At 54.9% G+C, this 18736-nt stretch carries 23 protein-coding genes, 1 tRNA gene and 1 pseudogene; 10 read left to right on the forward strand and 15 right to left on the reverse strand.

Annotated elements, in window-relative coordinates:
- Positions 1 to 116: 116 nt before the first annotated feature.
- Both dsrB and WFK59_RS07675 read right to left on the reverse strand, forming a co-directional pair.
- Positions 117 to 311: a protein DsrB gene (dsrB, locus tag WFK59_RS07670; protein ID WP_233987811.1), complete on the reverse strand. Its 195-nt coding sequence runs from the start codon at positions 309 to 311 to the stop codon at positions 117 to 119.
- 63 nt (positions 312 to 374) lie between these two features.
- The gene (locus tag WFK59_RS07675; protein WP_046288250.1) at positions 375 to 533 is read right to left on the reverse strand and encodes a YqaE/Pmp3 family membrane protein; all 159 of its coding nucleotides are present in this window, start codon (positions 531 to 533) and stop codon (positions 375 to 377) included.
- Positions 534 to 847: 314 nt separating this feature from the next.
- On the opposite strand from WFK59_RS07675, the gene WFK59_RS07680 reads away from it, so the two are divergent.
- From WFK59_RS07680 to WFK59_RS07690, 3 genes are all read left to right on the forward strand, one after another.
- Positions 848 to 1081, forward strand: a complete 234-nt coding sequence (locus WFK59_RS07680; RefSeq protein WP_233987810.1) for a DUF2525 domain-containing protein — start codon at positions 848 to 850, stop codon at positions 1079 to 1081.
- 350 nt (positions 1082 to 1431) lie between these two features.
- Positions 1432 to 2220, forward strand: a complete 789-nt coding sequence (locus WFK59_RS07685; RefSeq protein ID WP_336755506.1) for a mannosyl-3-phosphoglycerate phosphatase-related protein — start codon at positions 1432 to 1434, stop codon at positions 2218 to 2220.
- Positions 2221 to 2250: 30 nt separating this feature from the next.
- Positions 2251 to 3471: a glycosyl transferase gene (locus tag WFK59_RS07690; RefSeq protein WP_233987808.1), complete on the forward strand. Its 1221-nt coding sequence runs from the start codon at positions 2251 to 2253 to the stop codon at positions 3469 to 3471.
- Positions 3472 to 3580: 109 nt separating this feature from the next.
- Here WFK59_RS07690 and WFK59_RS07695 read toward each other — a convergent pair whose 3' ends face one another.
- The 5 genes from WFK59_RS07695 to WFK59_RS07715 all read right to left on the reverse strand — a co-directional run bounded on the left by WFK59_RS07695 (position 3581) and on the right by WFK59_RS07715 (position 5838).
- Complete coding sequence (locus WFK59_RS07695) at positions 3581 to 3760, reverse strand: YodC family protein (protein WP_233987807.1); 180 nt, start codon at positions 3758 to 3760, stop codon at positions 3581 to 3583.
- A 177-nt stretch (positions 3761 to 3937) separates the two neighbouring features.
- Complete coding sequence (locus tag WFK59_RS07700) at positions 3938 to 4069, reverse strand: hypothetical protein (RefSeq protein ID WP_255352405.1); 132 nt, start codon at positions 4067 to 4069, stop codon at positions 3938 to 3940.
- Between the two features lie 32 nt (positions 4070 to 4101).
- Positions 4102 to 5013 (reverse strand): DUF808 domain-containing protein, encoded by a 912-nt coding sequence (locus WFK59_RS07705; protein ID WP_336755507.1) that lies wholly within the window; start codon positions 5011 to 5013, stop codon positions 4102 to 4104.
- 10 nt (positions 5014 to 5023) lie between these two features.
- Positions 5024 to 5299 (reverse strand): hypothetical protein, encoded by a 276-nt coding sequence (locus WFK59_RS07710; RefSeq protein WP_233987805.1) that lies wholly within the window; start codon positions 5297 to 5299, stop codon positions 5024 to 5026.
- Positions 5300 to 5361: 62 nt separating this feature from the next.
- Positions 5362 to 5838, reverse strand: a complete 477-nt coding sequence (locus WFK59_RS07715) for a very short patch repair endonuclease (protein ID WP_233987804.1) — start codon at positions 5836 to 5838, stop codon at positions 5362 to 5364.
- Positions 5839 to 6027: 189 nt separating this feature from the next.
- Here WFK59_RS07715 and dcm point away from each other — a divergent pair, with 189 nt between their 5' ends.
- Together dcm and WFK59_RS07725 are read left to right on the forward strand one after the other, a co-directional pair.
- Complete coding sequence (gene dcm / locus WFK59_RS07720) at positions 6028 to 7410, forward strand: DNA (cytosine-5-)-methyltransferase (RefSeq protein ID WP_336755508.1); 1383 nt, start codon at positions 6028 to 6030, stop codon at positions 7408 to 7410.
- Positions 7411 to 7528: 118 nt separating this feature from the next.
- Complete coding sequence (locus WFK59_RS07725; RefSeq protein ID WP_336755509.1) at positions 7529 to 9133, forward strand: methyl-accepting chemotaxis protein; 1605 nt, start codon at positions 7529 to 7531, stop codon at positions 9131 to 9133.
- A gap of 32 nt (positions 9134 to 9165) precedes the next feature.
- Here the strand turns inward: WFK59_RS07725 and WFK59_RS07730 are convergent, their stop codons facing one another.
- Both WFK59_RS07730 and WFK59_RS07735 read right to left on the reverse strand, forming a co-directional pair.
- Positions 9166 to 9429 (reverse strand): hypothetical protein, encoded by a 264-nt coding sequence (locus WFK59_RS07730; protein ID WP_233987801.1) that lies wholly within the window; start codon positions 9427 to 9429, stop codon positions 9166 to 9168.
- A 72-nt stretch (positions 9430 to 9501) separates the two neighbouring features.
- Positions 9502 to 10206, reverse strand: a complete 705-nt coding sequence (locus tag WFK59_RS07735) for a phosphohydrolase (protein ID WP_336755510.1) — start codon at positions 10204 to 10206, stop codon at positions 9502 to 9504.
- A gap of 609 nt (positions 10207 to 10815) precedes the next feature.
- Between WFK59_RS07735 and WFK59_RS07740 the strand changes: the two genes are divergently transcribed.
- From WFK59_RS07740 to WFK59_RS07750, 3 genes are all read left to right on the forward strand, one after another.
- Positions 10816 to 11493, forward strand: a complete 678-nt coding sequence (locus WFK59_RS07740) for a hypothetical protein (protein WP_094121706.1) — start codon at positions 10816 to 10818, stop codon at positions 11491 to 11493.
- Between the two features lie 179 nt (positions 11494 to 11672).
- Entirely contained in the window at positions 11673 to 12449 is a 777-nt protein-coding gene (mtfA, locus tag WFK59_RS07745) for a DgsA anti-repressor MtfA (protein ID WP_233988158.1), read from the forward strand.
- Between the two features lie 103 nt (positions 12450 to 12552).
- Positions 12553 to 12628: transfer RNA gene (locus tag WFK59_RS07750), tRNA-Asn, on the forward strand.
- A gap of 289 nt (positions 12629 to 12917) precedes the next feature.
- Here WFK59_RS07750 and WFK59_RS22080 read toward each other — a convergent pair.
- A pseudogene (locus WFK59_RS22080) lies at positions 12918 to 13073 on the reverse strand (LysM peptidoglycan-binding domain-containing protein); the annotation flags it as partial.
- 256 nt (positions 13074 to 13329) lie between these two features.
- Between WFK59_RS22080 and WFK59_RS07760 the strand changes: the two are divergent.
- Together WFK59_RS07760 and WFK59_RS07765 are read left to right on the forward strand one after the other, a co-directional pair.
- A complete protein-coding gene (locus tag WFK59_RS07760; protein WP_233987798.1) occupies positions 13330 to 13590 on the forward strand; it encodes a GlsB/YeaQ/YmgE family stress response membrane protein in 261 nt (86 codons plus the stop codon).
- A 25-nt stretch (positions 13591 to 13615) separates the two neighbouring features.
- Positions 13616 to 13996, forward strand: a complete 381-nt coding sequence (locus WFK59_RS07765) for a YidB family protein (protein ID WP_233987797.1) — start codon at positions 13616 to 13618, stop codon at positions 13994 to 13996.
- 270 nt (positions 13997 to 14266) lie between these two features.
- Here the strand turns inward: WFK59_RS07765 and WFK59_RS07770 are convergent, their stop codons facing one another.
- The 5 genes from WFK59_RS07770 to WFK59_RS07790 form a co-directional block, all read right to left on the reverse strand.
- Positions 14267 to 14488: a SymE family type I addiction module toxin gene (locus tag WFK59_RS07770; RefSeq protein ID WP_233987796.1), complete on the reverse strand. Its 222-nt coding sequence runs from the start codon at positions 14486 to 14488 to the stop codon at positions 14267 to 14269.
- A 356-nt stretch (positions 14489 to 14844) separates the two neighbouring features.
- The gene (locus WFK59_RS07775) at positions 14845 to 15000 is read right to left on the reverse strand and encodes a hypothetical protein (RefSeq protein WP_233987795.1); all 156 of its coding nucleotides are present in this window, start codon (positions 14998 to 15000) and stop codon (positions 14845 to 14847) included.
- Between the two features lie 147 nt (positions 15001 to 15147).
- Positions 15148 to 16260: a lactonase family protein gene (locus tag WFK59_RS07780; protein WP_336755512.1), complete on the reverse strand. Its 1113-nt coding sequence runs from the start codon at positions 16258 to 16260 to the stop codon at positions 15148 to 15150.
- A 198-nt stretch (positions 16261 to 16458) separates the two neighbouring features.
- Positions 16459 to 17868: an EmmdR/YeeO family multidrug/toxin efflux MATE transporter gene (locus WFK59_RS07785; RefSeq protein ID WP_233987793.1), complete on the reverse strand. Its 1410-nt coding sequence runs from the start codon at positions 17866 to 17868 to the stop codon at positions 16459 to 16461.
- Positions 17869 to 17986: 118 nt separating this feature from the next.
- Positions 17987 to 18736 carry an ABC transporter ATP-binding protein gene (locus WFK59_RS07790; RefSeq protein WP_233988157.1) on the reverse strand — a complete coding sequence of 250 codons (750 nt, stop codon included), beginning with the start codon at positions 18734 to 18736 and terminating at the stop codon, positions 17987 to 17989.

Raw genomic sequence — 18736 nt, forward strand, 5'->3', positions numbered from 1 at the left:
GCAGTCACGCAGGCTGGTTAATGCGGCGTGACTAAAATCAGTTGTCCCCTCCTCCCTGTGACGGGGAGGAGGATCGCGTCACCGTTTGTGCTGCCTTACCGCACTACTCTGCACTGTTACTCTGCACTGTACGGCTCGACAAAAATCCCATCCTGGTGATCGCTTTCGTTAAAAAACCAGATGCCTAACGGGTAGTCCTCCAGCGCCACCAGAAACATGGTGCCCTCATTAAATGGCTCCATGGCCAGAATGGTACCGATGCGGCGCGGGCCACCATCGGTTTTAACGCTGACGCGGTCATTCACCTTCATTTCGGTTCTCCTGATGATTTCCTGTTGCACAGTCTAAACGAAGAACCGCAGAGATGCCGAGCGTTAGCGACGGGCAATCACCCAGACGGCGTGCACAATCCCGGGAATGTAGCCGCACAATGTCAGCAGGATGTTCAGCCAGAAGGCACCACCGAAACCGACCTGCATAAAGACGCCCAGCGGCGGCAGCAGGATAGCGATAATAATTCTCAAGATGTCCATAACCATTCCTTTAGGTATTGATAAAAATCAGCTTTGCCAGCAACTATAGCTGATTCTGCTGTTAATGAGCGAAAAGTCAGGTAAATCTGAGTAAGCGTGCGTTTTTTCAATTCCTTAACATTTCACCGCAAGACTTCTGACGCGCCTCCCCTTTACACTTCTCCTCACTGCTCCAACCCCATAGGCGCAGTCAACCTAAAAGTAACAAGGATTTTGCCCGCGCAGCGCGGGCTTTTTTTTGCTGCGATCGCCTCACGCCCCTTTCTCCGCCAGCCACTATACTTACTACTCTGCCCGCTGCCTGGAGTCAGAAAATGAGCGATGAAAAACAGATTATCGGGACGCAGCATTCCGCCATGACACTGGATGTGGACCGTTTACTGGAGGCGATTCAGGCCGGGAACGCGGGCGAAATGCAGGAATCGATGGCGCACGGGCCTCAGCCCGAACTGAAGGTGGAACCGCGGCTGTTGCATCGGGGTACCGAACTGGCGGATACCTTTGAAATGGAGATCGGCGACTGCCGCTCCTGTGAAGTCCATCGCTGAAATCGATTTCAAAAAAAATACCCGGCGGGATAGCCGGGTAAAAATTTCAATTCGTTACACCAGGGAATTCTTAACACCTCTGCAGACTACGCCTTCCCTTCGTTAAGACAACTATCTGATATGCACATTTCTGCAACCTGGCGGCCAGAATCAGCGTGCATGTTACCGAAAACACCGCAGCAGACAGCGACTTAGCGCCTGCACACTTCACGCATCGCCAGCATCCGTAACGTTTCGATTTAAGATTTATCCTGGATTTTCACGGCGTGCGCTGCAAAAAAAAGTGTGAGCCATATTCAACTATAATATTGAAAAATCGCCGCTTTAGCCGTGCTGACAGGAGCTGACAGATGCCCGATCTTCAACAGCCGTTAATGATAATTACCGATCTCGATGGATCGCTGCTCGACCACCACAGCTATCGCTGGGACGCCGCCACCGATTGGCTGACTACCCTGAAACAGCGGGCGATCCCGCTGGTGATCTGCTCCAGCAAAACAGCAGCCGAAATTATCCCGTTGCAGAAACGGCTCGGGATTGCCGGCGCGCCCTTTATTGCGGAAAACGGCGCGGTGGTTGACATGAATGGGCAGCGGACCCGTCTGCCCGACACTACCCTGACCTACGACGCCCTGTGCGCCCGGCTGGCTGAACTGCAGACCACCTTCCGGTTTACCGGCTTCCACGATTTTTCCGATCCGGAGGTCTCATCGATGACCGGGCTGACGGAGTCGGAGGCCGCCCTGGCGCGGCAGCGTGACGCCTCTGAAGTCGTGGTTTGGCGTGACAGTGACGAGGCGTTTGATCGTTTTCGTCAGGCGCTGAGCGCGGATGGGCTGATGCTGGCGCAGGGCGGACGCTTCTGGCATGTGATGCCGGCAGGCAGCGGCAAAGGGGAAGCCGTACGCTGGCTACTGGCGCAGCAGCCCGAGGAAGGACGCACCACCATCGGATTAGGAGATGGCCCTAACGACGCGCCGATGCTCGACGCCGTCGATTATGCCGTTGTGATTAAAGGCTACAGTAAAACACCGGTCACCCTCAGCCGGACCGATCAGCAGCAGGTCTATCATACGGCGCACTATGGCCCTGAAGGCTGGCGTGAAGGGCTGGACTATTTTTTGACTCAACCTCAGTGAGCTGCCCACGGGCATTAAAAGGATGGTGCGATGAGTGACTTCTATCAGAATGGCGTAATCACCAATTTTCATAATCTCACCCACCGCAGCGTGGAATCGCTGGAAAAAGAGATGGTGCGATTTGCCCGCAAACGGAAAATGGGACTGATCCTGCCGTCGCTGTTTTCAGAATTAGAAGGGCCGGCGCTGACAAAAATTGTCGATGAACTGGCTAAAGTGCCTTATCTCGATGAGATTGTGATTGGGCTGGATCGCGCTGACCGCGATCAGTTTCTGTTTGCCCGCGAGTTCTTCTCGCGCCTGCCACAGCGGCATCGCATTTTGTGGAATGATGGCCCACGCCTGAAGGCAATCGACGCCGAACTGGATAAAGAGGGTTTATCGCCCACTCATCCGGGCAAAGGGCGCAACGTCTGGTTCTGTACCGGCTATACGCTCGCCTCTGACCGCACCAGCTGCGTCGCACTGCATGACTGCGATATCGTCACCTATGAGCGCGGTATGCTGGCGCGGCTGCTCTATCCGCTGGCGAACCCGGCGTTCCAGTACGAATTTTGTAAAGGCTTTTACGCCCGCGTTGCGGATGGCAAGCTGAATGGCCGCGTCGGTCGTCTGCTGGTCGGTCCGCTGCTGCGTTCGCTGCAGAAGGTCTATGGTCATTCAGAATATCTCGATTATCTCTCCAGCTTCCGCTATCCGCTCTCGGGTGAGTTCGCGATGCGTACCCATGTACTGAACGGGATAAAAATTCCCGGCGACTGGGGTCTGGAGATTGGTGTGCTGTCGGAGATCTATCGCAACTACACCACCCGTCAATCCTGTCAGGTGGAGATCGCGGATAACTATGACCATAAACATCAGCCGCTGGCGGAAGATGATGGTACCGGCGGGCTGAAGCGCATGAGCAGCGACATTGTGCAGTCACTGATGCGCAAGCTGGCGACGATGGGCGTGCCGCTGACCAGCGATTCGTTCCGGGTGCTCAAAGCCACCTACTATCGCAATGCGCTGGATATGATGGAGATCTACAACCATGAAGCCGCGATGAATGGCCTGAAGTTCGACCAGCACGTTGAAGAGGCGGCGGTGGAAATGTTTACTCAGTCGATTCTCGAAGCGGGACAGGCGTTTATTGAACGTCCTAATGATAAGCCGTTTATCCCGAGCTGGAGCCGCGTGCAGTCAGCGTTTCCGGACATTCTTCAGCGTATTTATCAGGCGGTGGAAGAGGACAACGACGGCAACGTCTGAGGCGAGCAGCGGCACAGGGAGCGTGCCGGATAGCGTTGAGTCAGGCGAAAGAGGATGGCAAAGCCGGGCCTGTCAGGTATCGGTACCTGCAGGCCTGCTGCCAGGCCATTTAGCTGGCCAGCTGCTGCGGGGAAGAGCGCGCGCTCAGCTCATCGCTGCGAAACGCTTCGCGACGCACCGCATAACCATCGTACCAGCGACACTCCACCATGCCACTGGCATAGCCGGTGACCACCATCGTCTGACCATCTTCTTTGTGCTGAACTTCTTCACTGATTGCAAAAACCATGTTGCGCCCTCCTCATTGACCTTGTGTGATTATTTTCTTTATAGCAGCCGAAAAGGGTTCCTGCCTGTTAAGGCACACAAATAAGCGGCAAATTCAGAATTAAGCAGTTGGATATGTTGAAAATAAAAAAAGCGGATAATAAATATTATCCGCTTTGAAGAGACGTTCAGGCTGAAGTCAGATTTTGCAGCCTTCGCAATCCGCTTCGTCGCTCAGATCATCCGGCACTTCGCTGGCCTTTTTCTCTGCTTTCGCTTCCGCCTGCTCAAGTTGCGCGTCGATATCAAATTCAAACATGTCGTCGTTCATCATCATTCTCCTGACCGTAATAACAGTGCGCTTTATACCGATTTCCCGCGCAGTTTGGCAATAAGGTTCACCACTAACAGCACGATCGACCCAATGATAAATCCGAGCACCAGATTGGCGCCGTTGCTCAGCAGCGTGGCGATCCAGCCGCTGAATCCGCTGCTGGCTTCCTCAATCAGATGATGCAGTGGCGCGATGCCGTGTACCACAATGCCGCCGCCCACCAGGAACATGGCAATGGTGCCCACCACCGACAGAATCTTCATCAGCCACGGCGCTGCCGCCAGCAGGACGCTGCCGATGCCCTGGGCGATGCGCGACGATTTCTCCCGCAGCCAGAAGCCCAGATCGTCAATTTTGACAATCGCCGCCACGATGCCATAAACACCCACGGTGACCAGAATCGCAATACCCGCCAGAATAATCACCTGGTTCAGCAGCGGCGACTCCGACACGATGCCCAGCGTGATCGCCACAATCTCCGCCGACAGAATAAAATCGGTGCGCACCGCGCCTTTGATTTTCTTCTTTTCAAACTCGGCGGCATCCTGGTTTGCCAGCGCATCGAGACGCTGCTGGCGCGCTTCCGGCGATTTATGCTGCTTGTCGTTTTGCAGGCTGTGCATCACCTTCTCTACCCCTTCGTAGCAGAGATAGGCCCCCCCGATCATCAGCAGCGGCGTAATCAGCCACGGGGCGAAGGCGGAGATAATCAGCGCCAGCGGCACCAGGATCAGTTTATTCAGAAATGACCCTTTGGCGACGCCCCACACCACCGGCAGCTCCCGGTTGGCTTTCACGCCGGTCACCTGCTGGGCATTCAGCGACAGATCGTCACCCAGTACACCAGCGGTCTTTTTCGCCGCCAATTTTCCCATGACGGAAATATCGTCCAGAAGTGTTGCAATATCATCAAGTAAAGTCAGTAAGCTGGTTCCCGCCAAAATCGTATCCTTAGTCTGGTTCGTTATGTTGACAACATGGGCAGCGCTCGATCTCCGTGACTGTCATCTCGGCGATGCCCTCACAATCCCACTCCACCCGTACCGCTTCGCCTGCCGTCCCTTCAGCGTGCAAATACTTACTGACCGGGCTTTCGGTCATGCCGGTAATCTCTTCCGTGGCGATCAGCCTGTCGCCCTGATAGACGCGCGCGGTCGCTTTGGTATTCACCATCCGCTCGTCGCGAAGCTGGTAAAGGCGTTTTACCGTCAGTTTAATGCTGCTCATGTCAGGCTCCTGGCCACGGAGAAAGCGCAGATCTAACCAATTATGTTGCTGATTAGCAAGGTTCACTCTGCGTGATAATGATGAATGCCCTGGTGGTCAATCTCGGCGCTCTGCGCCATTGCCAGCAGCCACTCTTCCAACCGCTCCAGCAGATCGTCATCCGCCAGCCGGAATTTCCCACGCAGCGCGCATTCCCAGATGATCAGCACCTTCCAGCCGCTCTCCTGTAGCTGACGGACATACCGCCGATCGCGTTCGACATTACTGTTGATCTTGCCGGTCCAGAATTCGGTACGGGTGGCAGGCAGCTTAAAAAGATAGCAGTGATGCCGATGCCAGAAGCAGCCATGAACAAAAATGATCGCCTGCTGCTCCAGCAGCACGAAGTCGGGCCGTCCCGGCAGATTCTTATCCTGTACCCGATAGCTGAATCCGCGATCCTTCAGCAACAGCGCCACACGCTGCTCAATAGCAGTATCCTGTGCGCGAATGGCACGCATATTTTTGCTGCGTATTTCGCTGGAGTGAACGTCAGCCATAAACTCTCCTTTTTTGCTGGTCCTTCAACTTTAGCCTGCGCCACGAAAAGCGAAAGCCGCGAAGCGGCGCTATCAGATTGCTGCGGTAAAAATCTGGCTGCCGCGCAATCTGCATAGCGGCACACGCCGCCAATTTCCTCGCTGCGCCAGGAGTGATAGCATAGGCGCCTCACTGTTAAGGAAAAACGCATGCACCCCGCCGCCATCGCTGAACCACACTCCGCTGCCCTTTCCTCTTCTGAGGCGTCTCAACTGTTACAGCAAGTGCTCTCCATCTATTCGGTCCGGGATATCACCACCCGTTTGCAACAGGCCGGTTTTCTCAGCTGGACGCCTGCCCTGCTCAACCGGGTACGCCAGGGCAAAAGCGCGCTGCCGCCGCTGTGTGATGCAGAGCTGGCACTGTTGCAGGCGCTGCTGCCCAACCGGCCAGCCCATTATGATGCGCCTGAGTTTCGCTTTATCGATCTGTTCGCGGGCATTGGCGGCATTCGTAAAGGCTTTGACGCCATCGGCGGCAAATGCGTCTTTACCAGCGAGTGGAACAAGGAAGCGGTCCGCACCTACAAGGCCAATCACTACAGCGATCCGCTGGAGCATCACTTTAACACCGATATTCGCCAGGTGACGCAGCCGGAAGGCTTGAGCGATGACGCGGATATCTATCGCGCCATTGATGCGGCGATCCCCGACCATCAGGTTCTGCTGGCGGGCTTTCCCTGTCAGCCGTTTTCGCTGGCGGGCGTCAGTAAGAAAAATGCCTTAGGCCGCGCCCACGGCTTTGAATGTCAGGTTCAGGGCACCTTATTTTTCGATGTGGCCCGCATTCTGGCGGCGAAAAAGCCGCCGTTCTTCGTGCTGGAAAATGTGAAGAACCTCAAGAGCCACGATAAGGGCCGGACCTTCGCCATCATTATGGAGACGCTGGATGAGCTGGGCTATGAAGTGGCCGATGCCGCCGCCAGCAGCCCGGATGCGAAAGTGATCGATGCCCGTCATTTTCTGCCGCAGCATCGCGAACGCATTGTGCTGGTCGGCATTCGCCGTGACATTAAAGGCTGTCAGGATTTTACTCTGCGCGATATCAAAAAGTTTTTCCCGCCGGTGGTGCCGAGCCTGCAAAGCCTGCTGGAGCAGCAGCCGGATGAAAAATATATTCTGTCACCGGTGCTGTGGCGCTATCTCTACCAGTACGCCAAAAAACACAAGGCCAAAGGCAACGGCTTTGGATTCGGGCTGAACGATCCGCGTAATCCGGCGTGCTGCGTGCGAACCCTTTCGGCGCGTTACTACAAGGATGGATCGGAAATCCTGATCGATCGCGGCTGGGACAGCGCGCTGGGCGAAGCGGAGTTTCACAATGCGGCCAATATGGCACGCCGTCCGCGCCGTCTCTCCCCGCGCGAGTGCGCCCGCCTGATGGGCTTCGACGTGCCGGGCAGTGAGCCGTTCCGCATTCCGGTATCGGATACGCAAGCCTATAAGCAGTTCGGTAACTCGGTGGTGGTACCGGTTTTTGCCGCGGTCGCTCAGCTGCTGCTGCCCCATATTCGTCAGTTACGCGCGGATTAAGCTGCGCGGTTTAGGTTAAGAAAACCGATTCTGCTGTTCTCCCGCGATCCGGCGGGATTGTCACAAAGATGTCACGCAAGCCCTTGATACTGCCGTTTTTCTTTTTTCGGGTTGCGTGATGTCACTGCTTACTCTGCTGCCGCTCAGCGGCGCTAAACGCCGGTTTTCCCCTCGTCTGCCTGGCTGGCTTACCAGCCTGCGCGGCCAATTCATCCTGTTTGTGACGCTGTTCTGCCTGTTGCAATCGGCCGGCATCCTGCTGCTGACGGCCCAGGTCAGCCAGGCGCAGGTCAACCTGACGCACTCGCAGGCCCTGCGTGAGCGACTGGCGCTGCTGGATCGCGCCCGTATCGAACTGCTCACCGCCAGCGATAACAGCCACCGCGCCGGCATCTATCTGATGCAGGATCAGCTGAGCGGCTCGGTCGACAGCTGGAAAAGCCTGGCGGAGAGCGCGAACGCTTCGCTGCGCGAGGCCGAACAGCTGTTCAGCCGCTATCAGGCGGCCCCGCAGAGTGCGCTGCAACAGAGTTTCACCCTGTTAACGCAGGGGCTGGACGAGCAGCTAAAAGGCCTGGCCGCCAGCCAGATCGACGCCTTTTTTATGGTGCCGATGCAGGCCTATCAACAGCAGTTTAACGATGCCTGGTTTCAGGCGATCAGCGAGGCGAACCGCCAGCTGGCGGCCGTCAATCACCGTTCACTCTCAACCTTAACTGAAACCCGTAATGCCTCACTGCTGGTGACCGGGCTACTGTTCGGGCTGCTGATCGCGGGCGGAGCCTTGCTGGTGCGGGGCGTCATTACGCCGCTGCAGCAGGCCAGCCGTCAGCTCCAGGCTATCGCCACCGGCGATTTGAGAGTCTCTGACGCGCCAGCCCGGCGGCAGTCGCGTGAGACGCAGCAGCTGTTTCACGCTATGGATGAGATGCGCCTGGGTCTGCACCACATCATTCATGAAATTGATCGGGTGGCGGCCAGCGTGACCTCGGCGGCTGGCGAGATGCAGCACTATAATCAGCAGGCCCGTGAGCAGCACCAGGCACAAAATGCCAGCTTCAGTCATCTGTCACAGCGTCTGCATCGGGTTTCGGAAGAGGTGGAAAACAGCACCCGTTTTTCACTGCAGGCTACCGATCAGGCGCAATCCGCCGATCGTCTGATGCAGCAGTGCGCCGGTCAGGTCGATCAGATGGAAAGTCAGATGCGGCAGATCGTGCAGGCGTCGGGCGATATTGCCGGAATTGTCGATTTGCTGGATAGCCTGTCGCTGCAAACGCGGCTGCTGGCGCTGAACGCCGCTATAGAATCGGCCCATGCGGGTGTCTATGGCCGCAGCTTCTCCGTGGTGGCGAAGGAAATTGGACTGCTGTCGAATAAAAGCGGTGATTCGACCCGCCAGATTGACCAGTTGATCCAGCATACCCGACAACATGTGGATAGCGGATTCAGCAAAGTGAAGTCGCTGGAAGCGCTGTTCGGGCAGATTGGCGAGGCGGTCAGCGCGGTCGTCACCCGGCTAAATGAGCTGCAACACAACGCCAGCGCGCAAAGCGCGCGGGTATCACATATTGCCGCCGAGGTGCTGGCGCTGAATGAACAATTACAGACCAATGAAGGATTGAGTGCGCAGCAGCGCAGCGCGGCAGATGCGCTGCACCAGCAGGCCAGCCGGCTGGCACAGACGGTGCAGCAGTTCCGTCACGGTGATCTGACGCAATAAAACAAAAAACCCGTCAGGCGACGGGTTTAGTTTTACTTCTTCTTCTTGCCCTGCTTCTTCAGCAGCAGGCGAATTTGCTTCACTTCCGCACTGGTCAGCCCCTCTGATGACGCTTCGGGTGACGCCTCGGTCAGATCCTGATTATCAATGGCCGGATGCGGATGCGTTTCCAGACTGGCCTGCAAACGCTGCACAATTTCCTGGCTCATCGAAATCTGGTTCTCCAGCGCCAGCTGTTTAATATTTTCTTTCAGTGCGGGATCAATTTTAATCGTCAAATTAACGGTTTCGGTCATCGTGCTGCTCCTTTTTGTTATTGCTTCCACGCTACCGGATGACCGTTTCGATTAACATACTGTCACAAAAATTTAATATTCGGCCCGAAGCGGCGTAAAGTCCCGCAGCACGCCCTCGTCCATCCCGGTCAGATTGCCCTGTAACTCCGCATAGAGCTTGGCCATATAGCGCACCAGGAAGTCCGCATTGTGTTCAGCCAGCATCCGTCCGGTATCGGTGTGCATGGTTTCCGGCAGACGCAGCAACTTCTTCTGGAAGTGATCCAGCGTCCATTTCACATCATTCAGTTCACGATCTTTGCCCAGCGGATCGACGCTGTCGAACAGCGGACGATTCAGCGCCCCGGCGGTATAGAACACCCGCGCCAGCCCAATGGCACCCAGTGACTCCAGCCGGTCAGCATCCTGGACGATTTTTGCTTCCAGCGTCTGCGGCGGAATGCCGGCGCTGAAGCTGTGGGTTTTTACCGCGTGCATTACTGCTTCGGTCAAATCCTCAGGAAAATCGAGGAAGTCCTGCTGCAATATGCGCTGCGTTTCGGTGGCGGCATAAGTCGAAGCCAGATGGCGTTCAGGATGGTTTTTCGGCAGGTTAACCACATCGTGAAAATAGCAGGCGGTTAATACCACCAGCGGATTGGCGGCAGTGCCGGTCATGATGCGCTGTGCGCTCATCCAGACGCGGCGTAAATGCGCAATATCGTGTGCGCCATCATCATGGACCCAGTTGGCCTGAAACCAGCTTTCATAGCGAGATTGCCAGAGTGTGAGTGACATTATTTATCTCCCTGTAGTGATCGATGCGCAAACTTTGGTCGCGAACGCTGCGCAACAGCAAGACATCATAGCGAATGGCTAATGACACTTTTCTTACCGTGCTGAGGAAAAGAGCGGCGCTGCCAGGGATTTCCGGCAGGAAAATGAGATCTGGATCATTTTTATAGCACCTCTGATACAAAATAACCGCAATTTAAGCACTTTTCGGTCTTTCCTCAGCGGATGGCGGCTAAGCGCATTAGTTTAATGTGTGTAATGTTTGCTCCAGCAGAAAAATTTTCCAACGGGCCGATTTCAGGCGACCAGATTCCCGAAATAACTGTAAAACTGTCAATAATGACAGGTGAACAATTCTGAAAAGGTTCCTATTTTTACCGTTATAACGTACTGTAACCGGGCTGTTCAGCGCTTTATCTGACCAGCGTGATAAGCTTTGGTGCGGTTTTTGCATTTTGCTGGTTTTTAACACGAAAAGCGGCCATTTTCGCCTTCAGACCCACCGACAAATTATTAAGCAAAATGATTTATACCCTTTATGATAATCCCCTGAGGTGAGCAAGGGGATGTTTACAGCAGTAACCGGGTTCTACTAATAAAAAGAGGTAATCCATGAAAGAACGGCCGATTCTTTTTTCCGAACAGCGTGTTCGTGCCCTGTTGGTTGGCCAGCAAACGCAAACCCGGCGCATTATGAAAACTCAGGCTTTCGGACCGGGACAGGATCATCACGAAGGTGTGCATGCTTTCGATGTGAGTGCTAACCATCTGCATGGCTACAAAATGATGTCGATGACTGATATCAGTTATCACTGTCCGTATGGCAAACCCGGCGATGTGCTGTGGGTGCGTGAAACCTGGCGTGGTCCAATGGTGCCCGAGAACGATCTGGCAGAATATGAGCGCGATCCAACGCCCTTTCGTCAGCCAGCCTATTGCCAGTATCGGGCGGACAGTAACGAACTGGGTCAGCATGTGATGAGCAGCCCGGAAGCGGAACAGTTTGGCTGGCAGACCGCCATCCACATGCCCCGCTGGGCCAGCCGTATCAACCTGGAAATTACCGGAGTGCGGGCAGAGAAGATTCAGGACATCAGTGAAGATGACATTATGGCGGAAGGCGTTCAGACCGATTCGCACTTCCTCAATAACTTCTTCACTATGAACGTTAACTCAGAATCGCCGAAAGAAGCCTACCGCAAAGCCTGGGAAAAACAGTATGGCGCGACCAGCTGGGAAGTGAACCCGTGGGTCTGGGTGATAGAGTTTCAGCGCATCGAGCGTAAATAAGCTGTCAGCCCTGCGCTTTGCGGGCTGAATCACAGACAACGGCTGCGCTAACGGGTTGAATAGACAGCCTTAAGCCCTGCAGCCAGATTAATGGTGCCAGCATGCTGTTTTGGATGCTGGCATTTTTGTATCTGGCGCGCCAGGATAGCGAGATAGTCCGGTTCTGTGCGGGAGTGATGATGTTTAAATGGCCCTGGAAATCGCATAACGACTCGACGCTGGCCGCGCTGCCGTGGCAGGCAGGTCTGGCACAGCCGATTTTCACCCTGCTCAGTGAGGAGGAGCAGCAGGCGCTGGTGCAGCTGGCACAGCGCTTCCTGCAACAGAAAAAGCTGGTGCCGCTCGATAACGTTCAGCTTGATGAGTTGCGCAGCGTCCGCATCGCCCTGCTGTTCTCTCTGCCGGTGCTGAAACTGGGTCTGGAGTGGCTGGATGGTTTTCACGATGTGCTGATCTATCCGGAGCCGTTTGAGGTTGACGATCACTGGCAGGACGAAGATGGACTGGTACACAGCGCCGCCGCAGTGCATGCGGGTCAGAGCTGGACTCAGGGGCCGGTGGTGCTGAACTGGCTCGATATTCAGGACTCGTTTGATCTCTCCGGCTACAACCTGGTGATTCACGAAGTGGCGCATAAGCTCGATGCCCGCGGCGGCGGCTACACCAGCGGGATTCCGGTGATGCCGTTGCGTGACGTCGCCAGCTGGGAGAAAGATCTGCGGGCAGCGATGGCGGCGATCGAAAGCGAAGTCGAGCTGGTGGGCGAACAGGCGGCAAGCATTGATCCTTATGCCGCCAGCGATCCGGCCGAATGTTTTGCCGTGCTGTCGGAGTACTTCTTCACCGCGCCGGACCTGCTGGCCGAGCGCTTTCCGGCGATGTATCAGCATCTTCGCCAGTTTTACCAGCAGGACCCGCTCACGCGGATCGCGACGCTGTCGGCGCAAACTGCTTAAATCGCGATCGCTTTGCGCTAAAGCTAGCCAGTTGAATGATAATGTATTTTTTGCTGTTGACACCTTAGGGCGACGCCGTTAATATTCGCCTCGTTCCAACGATTCCTCTGTAGTTCAGTCGGTAGAACGGCGGACTGTTAATCCGTATGTCACTGGTTCGAGTCCAGTCAGAGGAGCCAGATTTAAAGAAGCCTGCTTTCGAGCAGGCTTTTTGCTTTTCAGAGGAGCGCTTTCAGACGCATTCTCATCTCCATTCTCAGTCATCTATACCTTCAGCATTGCTTTAATTCCCGCCAGCACGTCACTCTCTTTACCCTCAGATGCCCGTTCCCTGCGCTCACTGTGGCAGATTTTCGATTTGATGGAGCCCGCCCGGCGATTTATGCCCACTGGAAACAGAGGTCACGCGCCCACAGCAAAGCGGACCGGAAACTGATTTTCCAGCCCGCTGCGAATAGCTTCACCAGATTACTCAGGAATGTGTAACACCTGACCCACCACGATCTTGTCCGGGCTGCTTAACAATTCTTTGTTGGCCTCGAAGATCTTCATATATTTTGATGCGTCATTGTAATACTGCTTAGCGATCGCGCTTAACGTATCGCCTGACTTCACAGTATAAGTACGCTGATCCGACGATTCCGGCGATTCCGGTGTTTTTTTATTTTCAACATTATTATCTACAGCATGTAACAACTCGCCACCAATATTTTTTATGCTATCCAAAATGCTCATGGTTGACCCTCTTACGTTTGTGGAATGTTTACTTAGCCTGATTGCCAGGGACCTTTAACGCAGCGTACGATACGCTTGCTTTTACGCTAACAATTAAACCAACGCTAAACGCTGCGATTATAAAACTGAGAAAGGAAGAGAATAGATGGGCATATTGTCATGGGTTATATTTGGTCTGATTGCGGGTATTATTGCCAGATGCATTATGCCCGGCAAAGAACATATGGGCATTTTCATGACCATCATTCTTGGCGTCGTCGGTGCTCTGATTGGCGGGGTAATCAGTACAGCGCTGGGCTTTGGTAAGGTCAGTGGTTTCAATCTCTACAGTATTGCCATCGCGACAGCGGGCTCGATTGTCGTGCTCTTTGTGATGCATAAAATCAGGGCCTGTAAGCAGTCCTGAATCGTTTAAATTTAAAGGTAATAAAATGAGTTTACTGGAAAAAGTGCTGGGAATGTGTGGCCTGAATAGTCAAACCAGTCAGGAAGTCAAAGGTGTGCTGGAGTGGGTTGAGCAGCAAGGTGGCCTGCACGCCATCGTCAGCCATATCCAGAACGGCGATTTTAATGCGGTGGTAAACTCCTGGCTGGGTGATGAACAGAATATTGCTGTCAGCAGCGATATTGTGGAAAAAATGATTCATTCAGAGGCCATTCAGCAATTAGCCGAACGGATGGGTATTAATACTCAGGATGCGCTTAACCTGCTGGTGAAATATTTACCTCAACTGGTTGATAAAGCCTCCTCTGCGGGTTCACTGGAAAAGAATGCCGATCTCAGCGCCCTGGTCAGTCAGTTAATGCACTAAGCCGTCATCAATAAAAAGATAAAAGCCTGCTATTTAAGTATTGGGCTTTTATCTTTTAGATTAGTCAGGATAAATTAGGACGATTGCTGGCAAGCTCTTTTAAACGTTGATGGAAACTATTGAGATATTCCTGTAGAAAATAGCACAAACAGACTTTACAGCCTCACTTATATCCCCTGCCAGATAAACTCTAAAAACAATCGTCATCACGCGATTAAATGAAAGTGATTAAAATTATCTGAGTCACTCCCCTGTATCAGGAAATTATATTTAATCATTTTGCGGAACCAGCACAAGACACCCCTGCTCAATTTTCACCGTAATAATGCTTCCGGTATCAAATCCTGCCTCACGCAGCCATTTTCCGCTCAGATGTATTGCAGGTGTAGTGCAATCACCGCGTTTAGGCAGATAGCCGATGGTATAGCGACGTTGTGTTTTAGATGGCGCGCCTTCAGATGAGAAGTGGCATTGATCGAGGTTCGTGGTCATGGGGATGTCTCCAGTATGCTTTTAAACCGCACCCTGAGGTGCCCTCGCCCAGCCCACCATAGAGGTGAAGCGAGACGTACGACAATAATACATTGTCGCCAGCATGCTTAACCGGAGTTCCAATTCCGTCGCCTGATTTTGCAGGCGCTGAAAAAGAATAGGTCGATTAACGCTGGACGACAACAGGCAGAACTGGAACACAACTCGCAGATATTAAACGAAGTTTCCTGACATGCCTATCAGAGCTCTCTATCCTGTATTCATCGGAGAAATGATGTCCACACCCCATCCTGGCCCAAACGTAAAAAGGCCCGCGCAAAATGGCGGGCCTTTAATCCGTTAACGCACAACAGGGATTATTTTTCATGGTAGCGATGCAGTGCCGGATAATACTCCATGCCGTAAAGCTGGCTGAGGGGAAACAGCAGTTCAATGTTGATATCGCGTTCTGCCTCAGTCGCCGCAGATCCACTCAGCAGTTGTTCAAACCAGGCTTTCAGTTTCTGTTTCATCGTACGCGCTCCGTATCGGTTGATAAGACGAGTAAACCCGTTCAGGCGCGTAAACTGAACCAAAAATTTCTGCACTGCTATGCCAGAAATTAACTATGCGATCCGCCCTGCACGACCTCTGCGGGCAGCAAAGCGAACCGCATGGTCTTATCCGGCGATCAGCGTCACCCAGTTAGCGCCCTTGCCGACCGGCGCTTCAGCGACCCGTTTCAGTTCGCCACTGACCGGATCAATCGCGTAACTGCCAATCACCGCACTCTTCTCGCCGCTGGCAATCAGCCATTTCCCGCTGGCATCAATCGCAATGCTGCGCGGCTGCTTCTCGACCCGCCAGCTGCCTATCAGCGTCAGCTCGCCCGAGGCGGGATCGACCCGGTAGCCGCTCACCGTGCTGGAGGTCCTTTCGGTCACGTAGAGAAAGCGGCCATTCGGGGTAATTTTGATGTCCGCCGCCCAGATACGTGGCGTTGGATCGCTGTAACCTGCCGGACGCTGCTCACCGTGCTGCAGACCATATTTTCCGGCCACCGCATTCGGCCAGCGTTTCAGCTCCGTCAGCGATCCATCGGCCGCGCGCCTGAACTGGGTTACGGTGCCGCTCATCTCCGCCAGGTTATAGAGAAAGCGATTATCCGGCGAGATCACCGAATGGCGCGCACCGCTGTTCTTCTCGCCCTGGACAAAACCCTTGCCCAGCGGAGTGATCACACCGTTGTCGGCGAAGGAGTATTCCAGCACCCGATCGGCACCGAGGTTACCGACATAAAGCGAATGATTGCTGACGTCGGTGATCACCGAGTGGGCGTGCGGCCCGGTTTTGACCCGACCGGTCACCTGCGGCGTCACCACGCCCTGTGCGTCGATGCGGTTGCTGGTGACGATATCACTGTCATACGAGGCGGCGAGCAGATAGCGCCCGCTTCTGTCGGTGGTGATCCACGGAAAACTGGCTTCAACCGGCGTTACCGCCAGCCGCTGCAGGTCGCCATGCTGTCCCGTCACCCGCCAGCTGATGATGGAATAAGGCGGACTGCGCAGCGCGCCATACAGCCGCTTGCCATCCGGACTGGCCGCCAGCGGCATTATCTTTTTACCGGCTGGCGTGTCGCCGCGCCACTGCAAACTGCCGGTGGTGTCGTTGAGTTGATAGCGGGAAACGGTTCCGGAGTCGGCGTTCGAGACATAAACATAGCTTGTCGCCCACAGCGGGCTACTGCACAGCAGCGGCAGCAAGGCCAGCGCCGGTTTGAGACGGATCATAGGGTCACCTTCACTCTTATTATTAGCTGCTTCAGTTGGCAGGCGTTTAACGCTAACGGCAGAAATGCCGGCTGGCTTTGTGCAACTGACTGAAGATTGAGCCGGAAGCCTGGAGATGTGACGGGGATGGGGTTTTTGACGGTAGTGCAGCACGCCGTAACGCCTTCCCCGGCTAAAGGGAAGGCGTTTTGCGCGGCGCTAGCCTGATTTGGCGATCATCCGGCGGTAGTTATTCAGCCATTTGCCGCTGTTAAGTCGCCACCAGAAAAAGACGCCGCGCACCGTCCAGTCGAGGAACATCCCCAGCCAGACGCCGATGACGCCCATGCCCAGCTCAATACCGAGCAGATAACCGGCGACCACGCGCGCGCCCCACATGCTGAACATCGAGACGTACATGGTGTAACGCGCATCGCGCGCACCTTTCAGACCGGCGGGCAGCACCCAGGAGGCGGCCCACAGCGGCATAAACAGCGCGTTAAGCCAGATCAGCTGCTTCGTGACGTTAATCACTTCCGGGTCGCTGGTGTAAAACCGCGCCAGCAAACCGGCCAGCGGCACCGTCAGCAGCGCCATCGCGGTCAGACAAAGCGTCGCCAGCCAGAAGACATGCCGCACCTGACGCTCCGCCTGAAACACCTGATTTCGTCCTAAGCGGGTCCCGGTAATGATGGTTGACGCCGATCCCAGCGCATTGCCCGGCAGGTTAATCAGCGAGGCGATGGAGAAGGCGATGAAGTTACCGGCGATCTCGCTGGTACCCATCCCGGCGACGAACACCTGGGTGAGTAATTTGCCGCCGTTGAACAGCACCGACTCGATGCTGGCCGGCACGCCGATACCCAGCACCTCCATCAGAATGCTGCTGTTCCAGCGCCGGAAATAGCTCGACAGAGTAATCTTCAGCGAGGCGTTGAACCCAATCATCAGTACGTAGATCACCGCAATTGCGCCGATATAGCGGGTGATGGTCAGCCCGAGCCCGGCACCGATAAACCCTAAACCGTCCCACGAGAAGCAGCCATAAATCAGTACGCTACTGATGATGATATTGAGTATGTTCATCCCGCCGTTAATCAGCATCGGAATTTTGGTATTGCCTGCGCCGCGCAGTGCGCCGCTGCCAATCAGGGTGATGGCCGCCGCCGGATAGCTCCAGGCCGAGGTTTGCAGATAGCTCAGCGCCAGCGCTTTCACTTTGGGATCGGCGGCACCGGCTATCGCATCAATGATCAGATGGCCCCAGAACTCGATCGCGATCACCAGCACAAAGGCCAGTATCGTCATCATCCCCAGCGACTGACGCGTGGCGGCGCGGGCGCGCTTGCCGTTGCGTTTCGCCAGGCTGAACGCCACCACCACCGTGGTACCGAGGTCGATGGCGGCAAAGAATGAGATGATCACCATATTGAAGCTGTCTGCCAGGCCCACGCCCGCCATCGCCTCTTTACCCAGCCAGCTGACCAGGAAGGTGCTCAACACGCCCATCAATAACACACAGGCGTTCTCAAAAAAGATAGGCACGGCTAATGGCGATATTTCACGCCAGTAGAGCGTGCGGTAAGCGCGACGTTTTGGATACCACGCCGTGCGCTTGATCGCCTGCATCACTGCTACGCCAGGATTTTGCAAAGGATTACCAAATCAGAAGAGACTGGACAGGAGATCTAATGATGATAGTGGGCAGAGAAATATGCAAAGTCTTTCCTGCCCAAATTAATCATCGTTACAAACTTTTTAGCCCAACGACGGCAGGCACTGCTGCGCCGCCCAGATAAGCGCTGCGAACTTCTTCATTGTTCAGCAGTTCTGCGCCACTGCCGCTTAAACGAATTTCACCATTGACCATCACATAACCCCGATTGGCCAGCTTCAGCGCGTGGCGCGCGTTCTGCTCCACCAGAAAAAGCGTCATTCCCTGCGCCGTCAGTTCGCGCAGAATAGTGAAGATTTGCTTAACAACCAGAGGTGCCAGACCGAGGCTCGGTTCATCAAGCAGCAGCAGCGCGGGCCGGCTCATCAGCGCACGCGCAATCGCCAGCATCTGCTGTTCCCCGCCGGACAAGGTCATGGCACGCTGACGCCGACGCTCCAGCAGACGAGGAAACAGGCTGTACATCCGCGCCAGATCCTCTTTCTGATAACGATTGCCGATGGCGATGGTGCCCATCTGCAGATTCTCTTCCACGGTCATGTCCGCAAAGATCCGGCGGCCCTCCGGTGCCTGAGCGATGCCGTTGGCGGCAATAAAATGGGTCGACTTCTGACTGATGGGCTGGCCGCGAAACAGAATCTCGCCGCTGGCGATACGCGGCTGACCAAAGATGGACATCAGCAGGCTCGATTTCCCGGCACCGTTGGCACCAATCAGCGCGACCGTTTCACCGGCGTTAACCGTCAGCGAAACATTTTTCAGCGCCTGTAGCGGACCATAAAAGAGATCGACGGCCTCAAACTGCAACAGTGGTTCCGCCAT

The sequence above is a fragment of the Pantoea sp. USHLN298 genome, assembly GCF_037149395.1.
Lineage (GTDB): Bacteria > Pseudomonadota > Gammaproteobacteria > Enterobacterales > Enterobacteriaceae > Pantoea > Pantoea astica.

Bases quoted from the DNA above. Each gene is read 5' to 3' on its own strand.
- WFK59_RS07715 (WP_233987804.1), bottom strand. From the start codon at position 5,838: ATGGCTGACGTTCACTCCAGCGAAATACGCAGCAAAAATATGCGTGCC.
- WFK59_RS07695 (WP_233987807.1), bottom strand. From the start codon at position 3,760: ATGGTTTTTGCAATCAGTGAAGAAGTTCAGCACAAAGAAGATGGTCAG.
- WFK59_RS07675 (WP_046288250.1), bottom strand. From the start codon at position 533: ATGGACATCTTGAGAATTATTATCGCTATCCTGCTGCCGCCGCTGGGC.
- WFK59_RS07700 (WP_255352405.1), bottom strand. From the start codon at position 4,069: ATGAACGACGACATGTTTGAATTTGATATCGACGCGCAACTTGAGCAG.
- dcm (WP_336755508.1), top strand. From the start codon at position 6,028: ATGCACCCCGCCGCCATCGCTGAACCACACTCCGCTGCCCTTTCCTCT.
- WFK59_RS07785 (WP_233987793.1), bottom strand. From the start codon at position 17,868: ATGCAGGCGATCAAGCGCACGGCGTGGTATCCAAAACGTCGCGCTTAC.
- dsrB (WP_233987811.1), bottom strand. From the start codon at position 311: ATGAAGGTGAATGACCGCGTCAGCGTTAAAACCGATGGTGGCCCGCGC.
- WFK59_RS07760 (WP_233987798.1), top strand. From the start codon at position 13,330: ATGGGCATATTGTCATGGGTTATATTTGGTCTGATTGCGGGTATTATT.
- WFK59_RS07685 (WP_336755506.1), top strand. From the start codon at position 1,432: ATGCCCGATCTTCAACAGCCGTTAATGATAATTACCGATCTCGATGGA.
- WFK59_RS07735 (WP_336755510.1), bottom strand. From the start codon at position 10,206: ATGTCACTCACACTCTGGCAATCTCGCTATGAAAGCTGGTTTCAGGCC.
- WFK59_RS07690 (WP_233987808.1), top strand. From the start codon at position 2,251: ATGAGTGACTTCTATCAGAATGGCGTAATCACCAATTTTCATAATCTC.
- WFK59_RS07775 (WP_233987795.1), bottom strand. From the start codon at position 15,000: ATGAAACAGAAACTGAAAGCCTGGTTTGAACAACTGCTGAGTGGATCT.
- WFK59_RS07770 (WP_233987796.1), bottom strand. From the start codon at position 14,488: ATGACCACGAACCTCGATCAATGCCACTTCTCATCTGAAGGCGCGCCA.
- WFK59_RS07790 (WP_233988157.1), bottom strand. From the start codon at position 18,736: ATGGCGGAACCACTGTTGCAGTTTGAGGCCGTCGATCTCTTTTATGGT.
- mtfA (WP_233988158.1), top strand. From the start codon at position 11,673: ATGTTTAAATGGCCCTGGAAATCGCATAACGACTCGACGCTGGCCGCG.
- WFK59_RS07680 (WP_233987810.1), top strand. From the start codon at position 848: ATGAGCGATGAAAAACAGATTATCGGGACGCAGCATTCCGCCATGACA.
- WFK59_RS07710 (WP_233987805.1), bottom strand. From the start codon at position 5,299: ATGAGCAGCATTAAACTGACGGTAAAACGCCTTTACCAGCTTCGCGAC.
- WFK59_RS07725 (WP_336755509.1), top strand. From the start codon at position 7,529: ATGTCACTGCTTACTCTGCTGCCGCTCAGCGGCGCTAAACGCCGGTTT.
- WFK59_RS07730 (WP_233987801.1), bottom strand. From the start codon at position 9,429: ATGACCGAAACCGTTAATTTGACGATTAAAATTGATCCCGCACTGAAA.
- WFK59_RS07780 (WP_336755512.1), bottom strand. From the start codon at position 16,260: ATGATCCGTCTCAAACCGGCGCTGGCCTTGCTGCCGCTGCTGTGCAGT.
- WFK59_RS07740 (WP_094121706.1), top strand. From the start codon at position 10,816: ATGAAAGAACGGCCGATTCTTTTTTCCGAACAGCGTGTTCGTGCCCTG.
- WFK59_RS07765 (WP_233987797.1), top strand. From the start codon at position 13,616: ATGAGTTTACTGGAAAAAGTGCTGGGAATGTGTGGCCTGAATAGTCAA.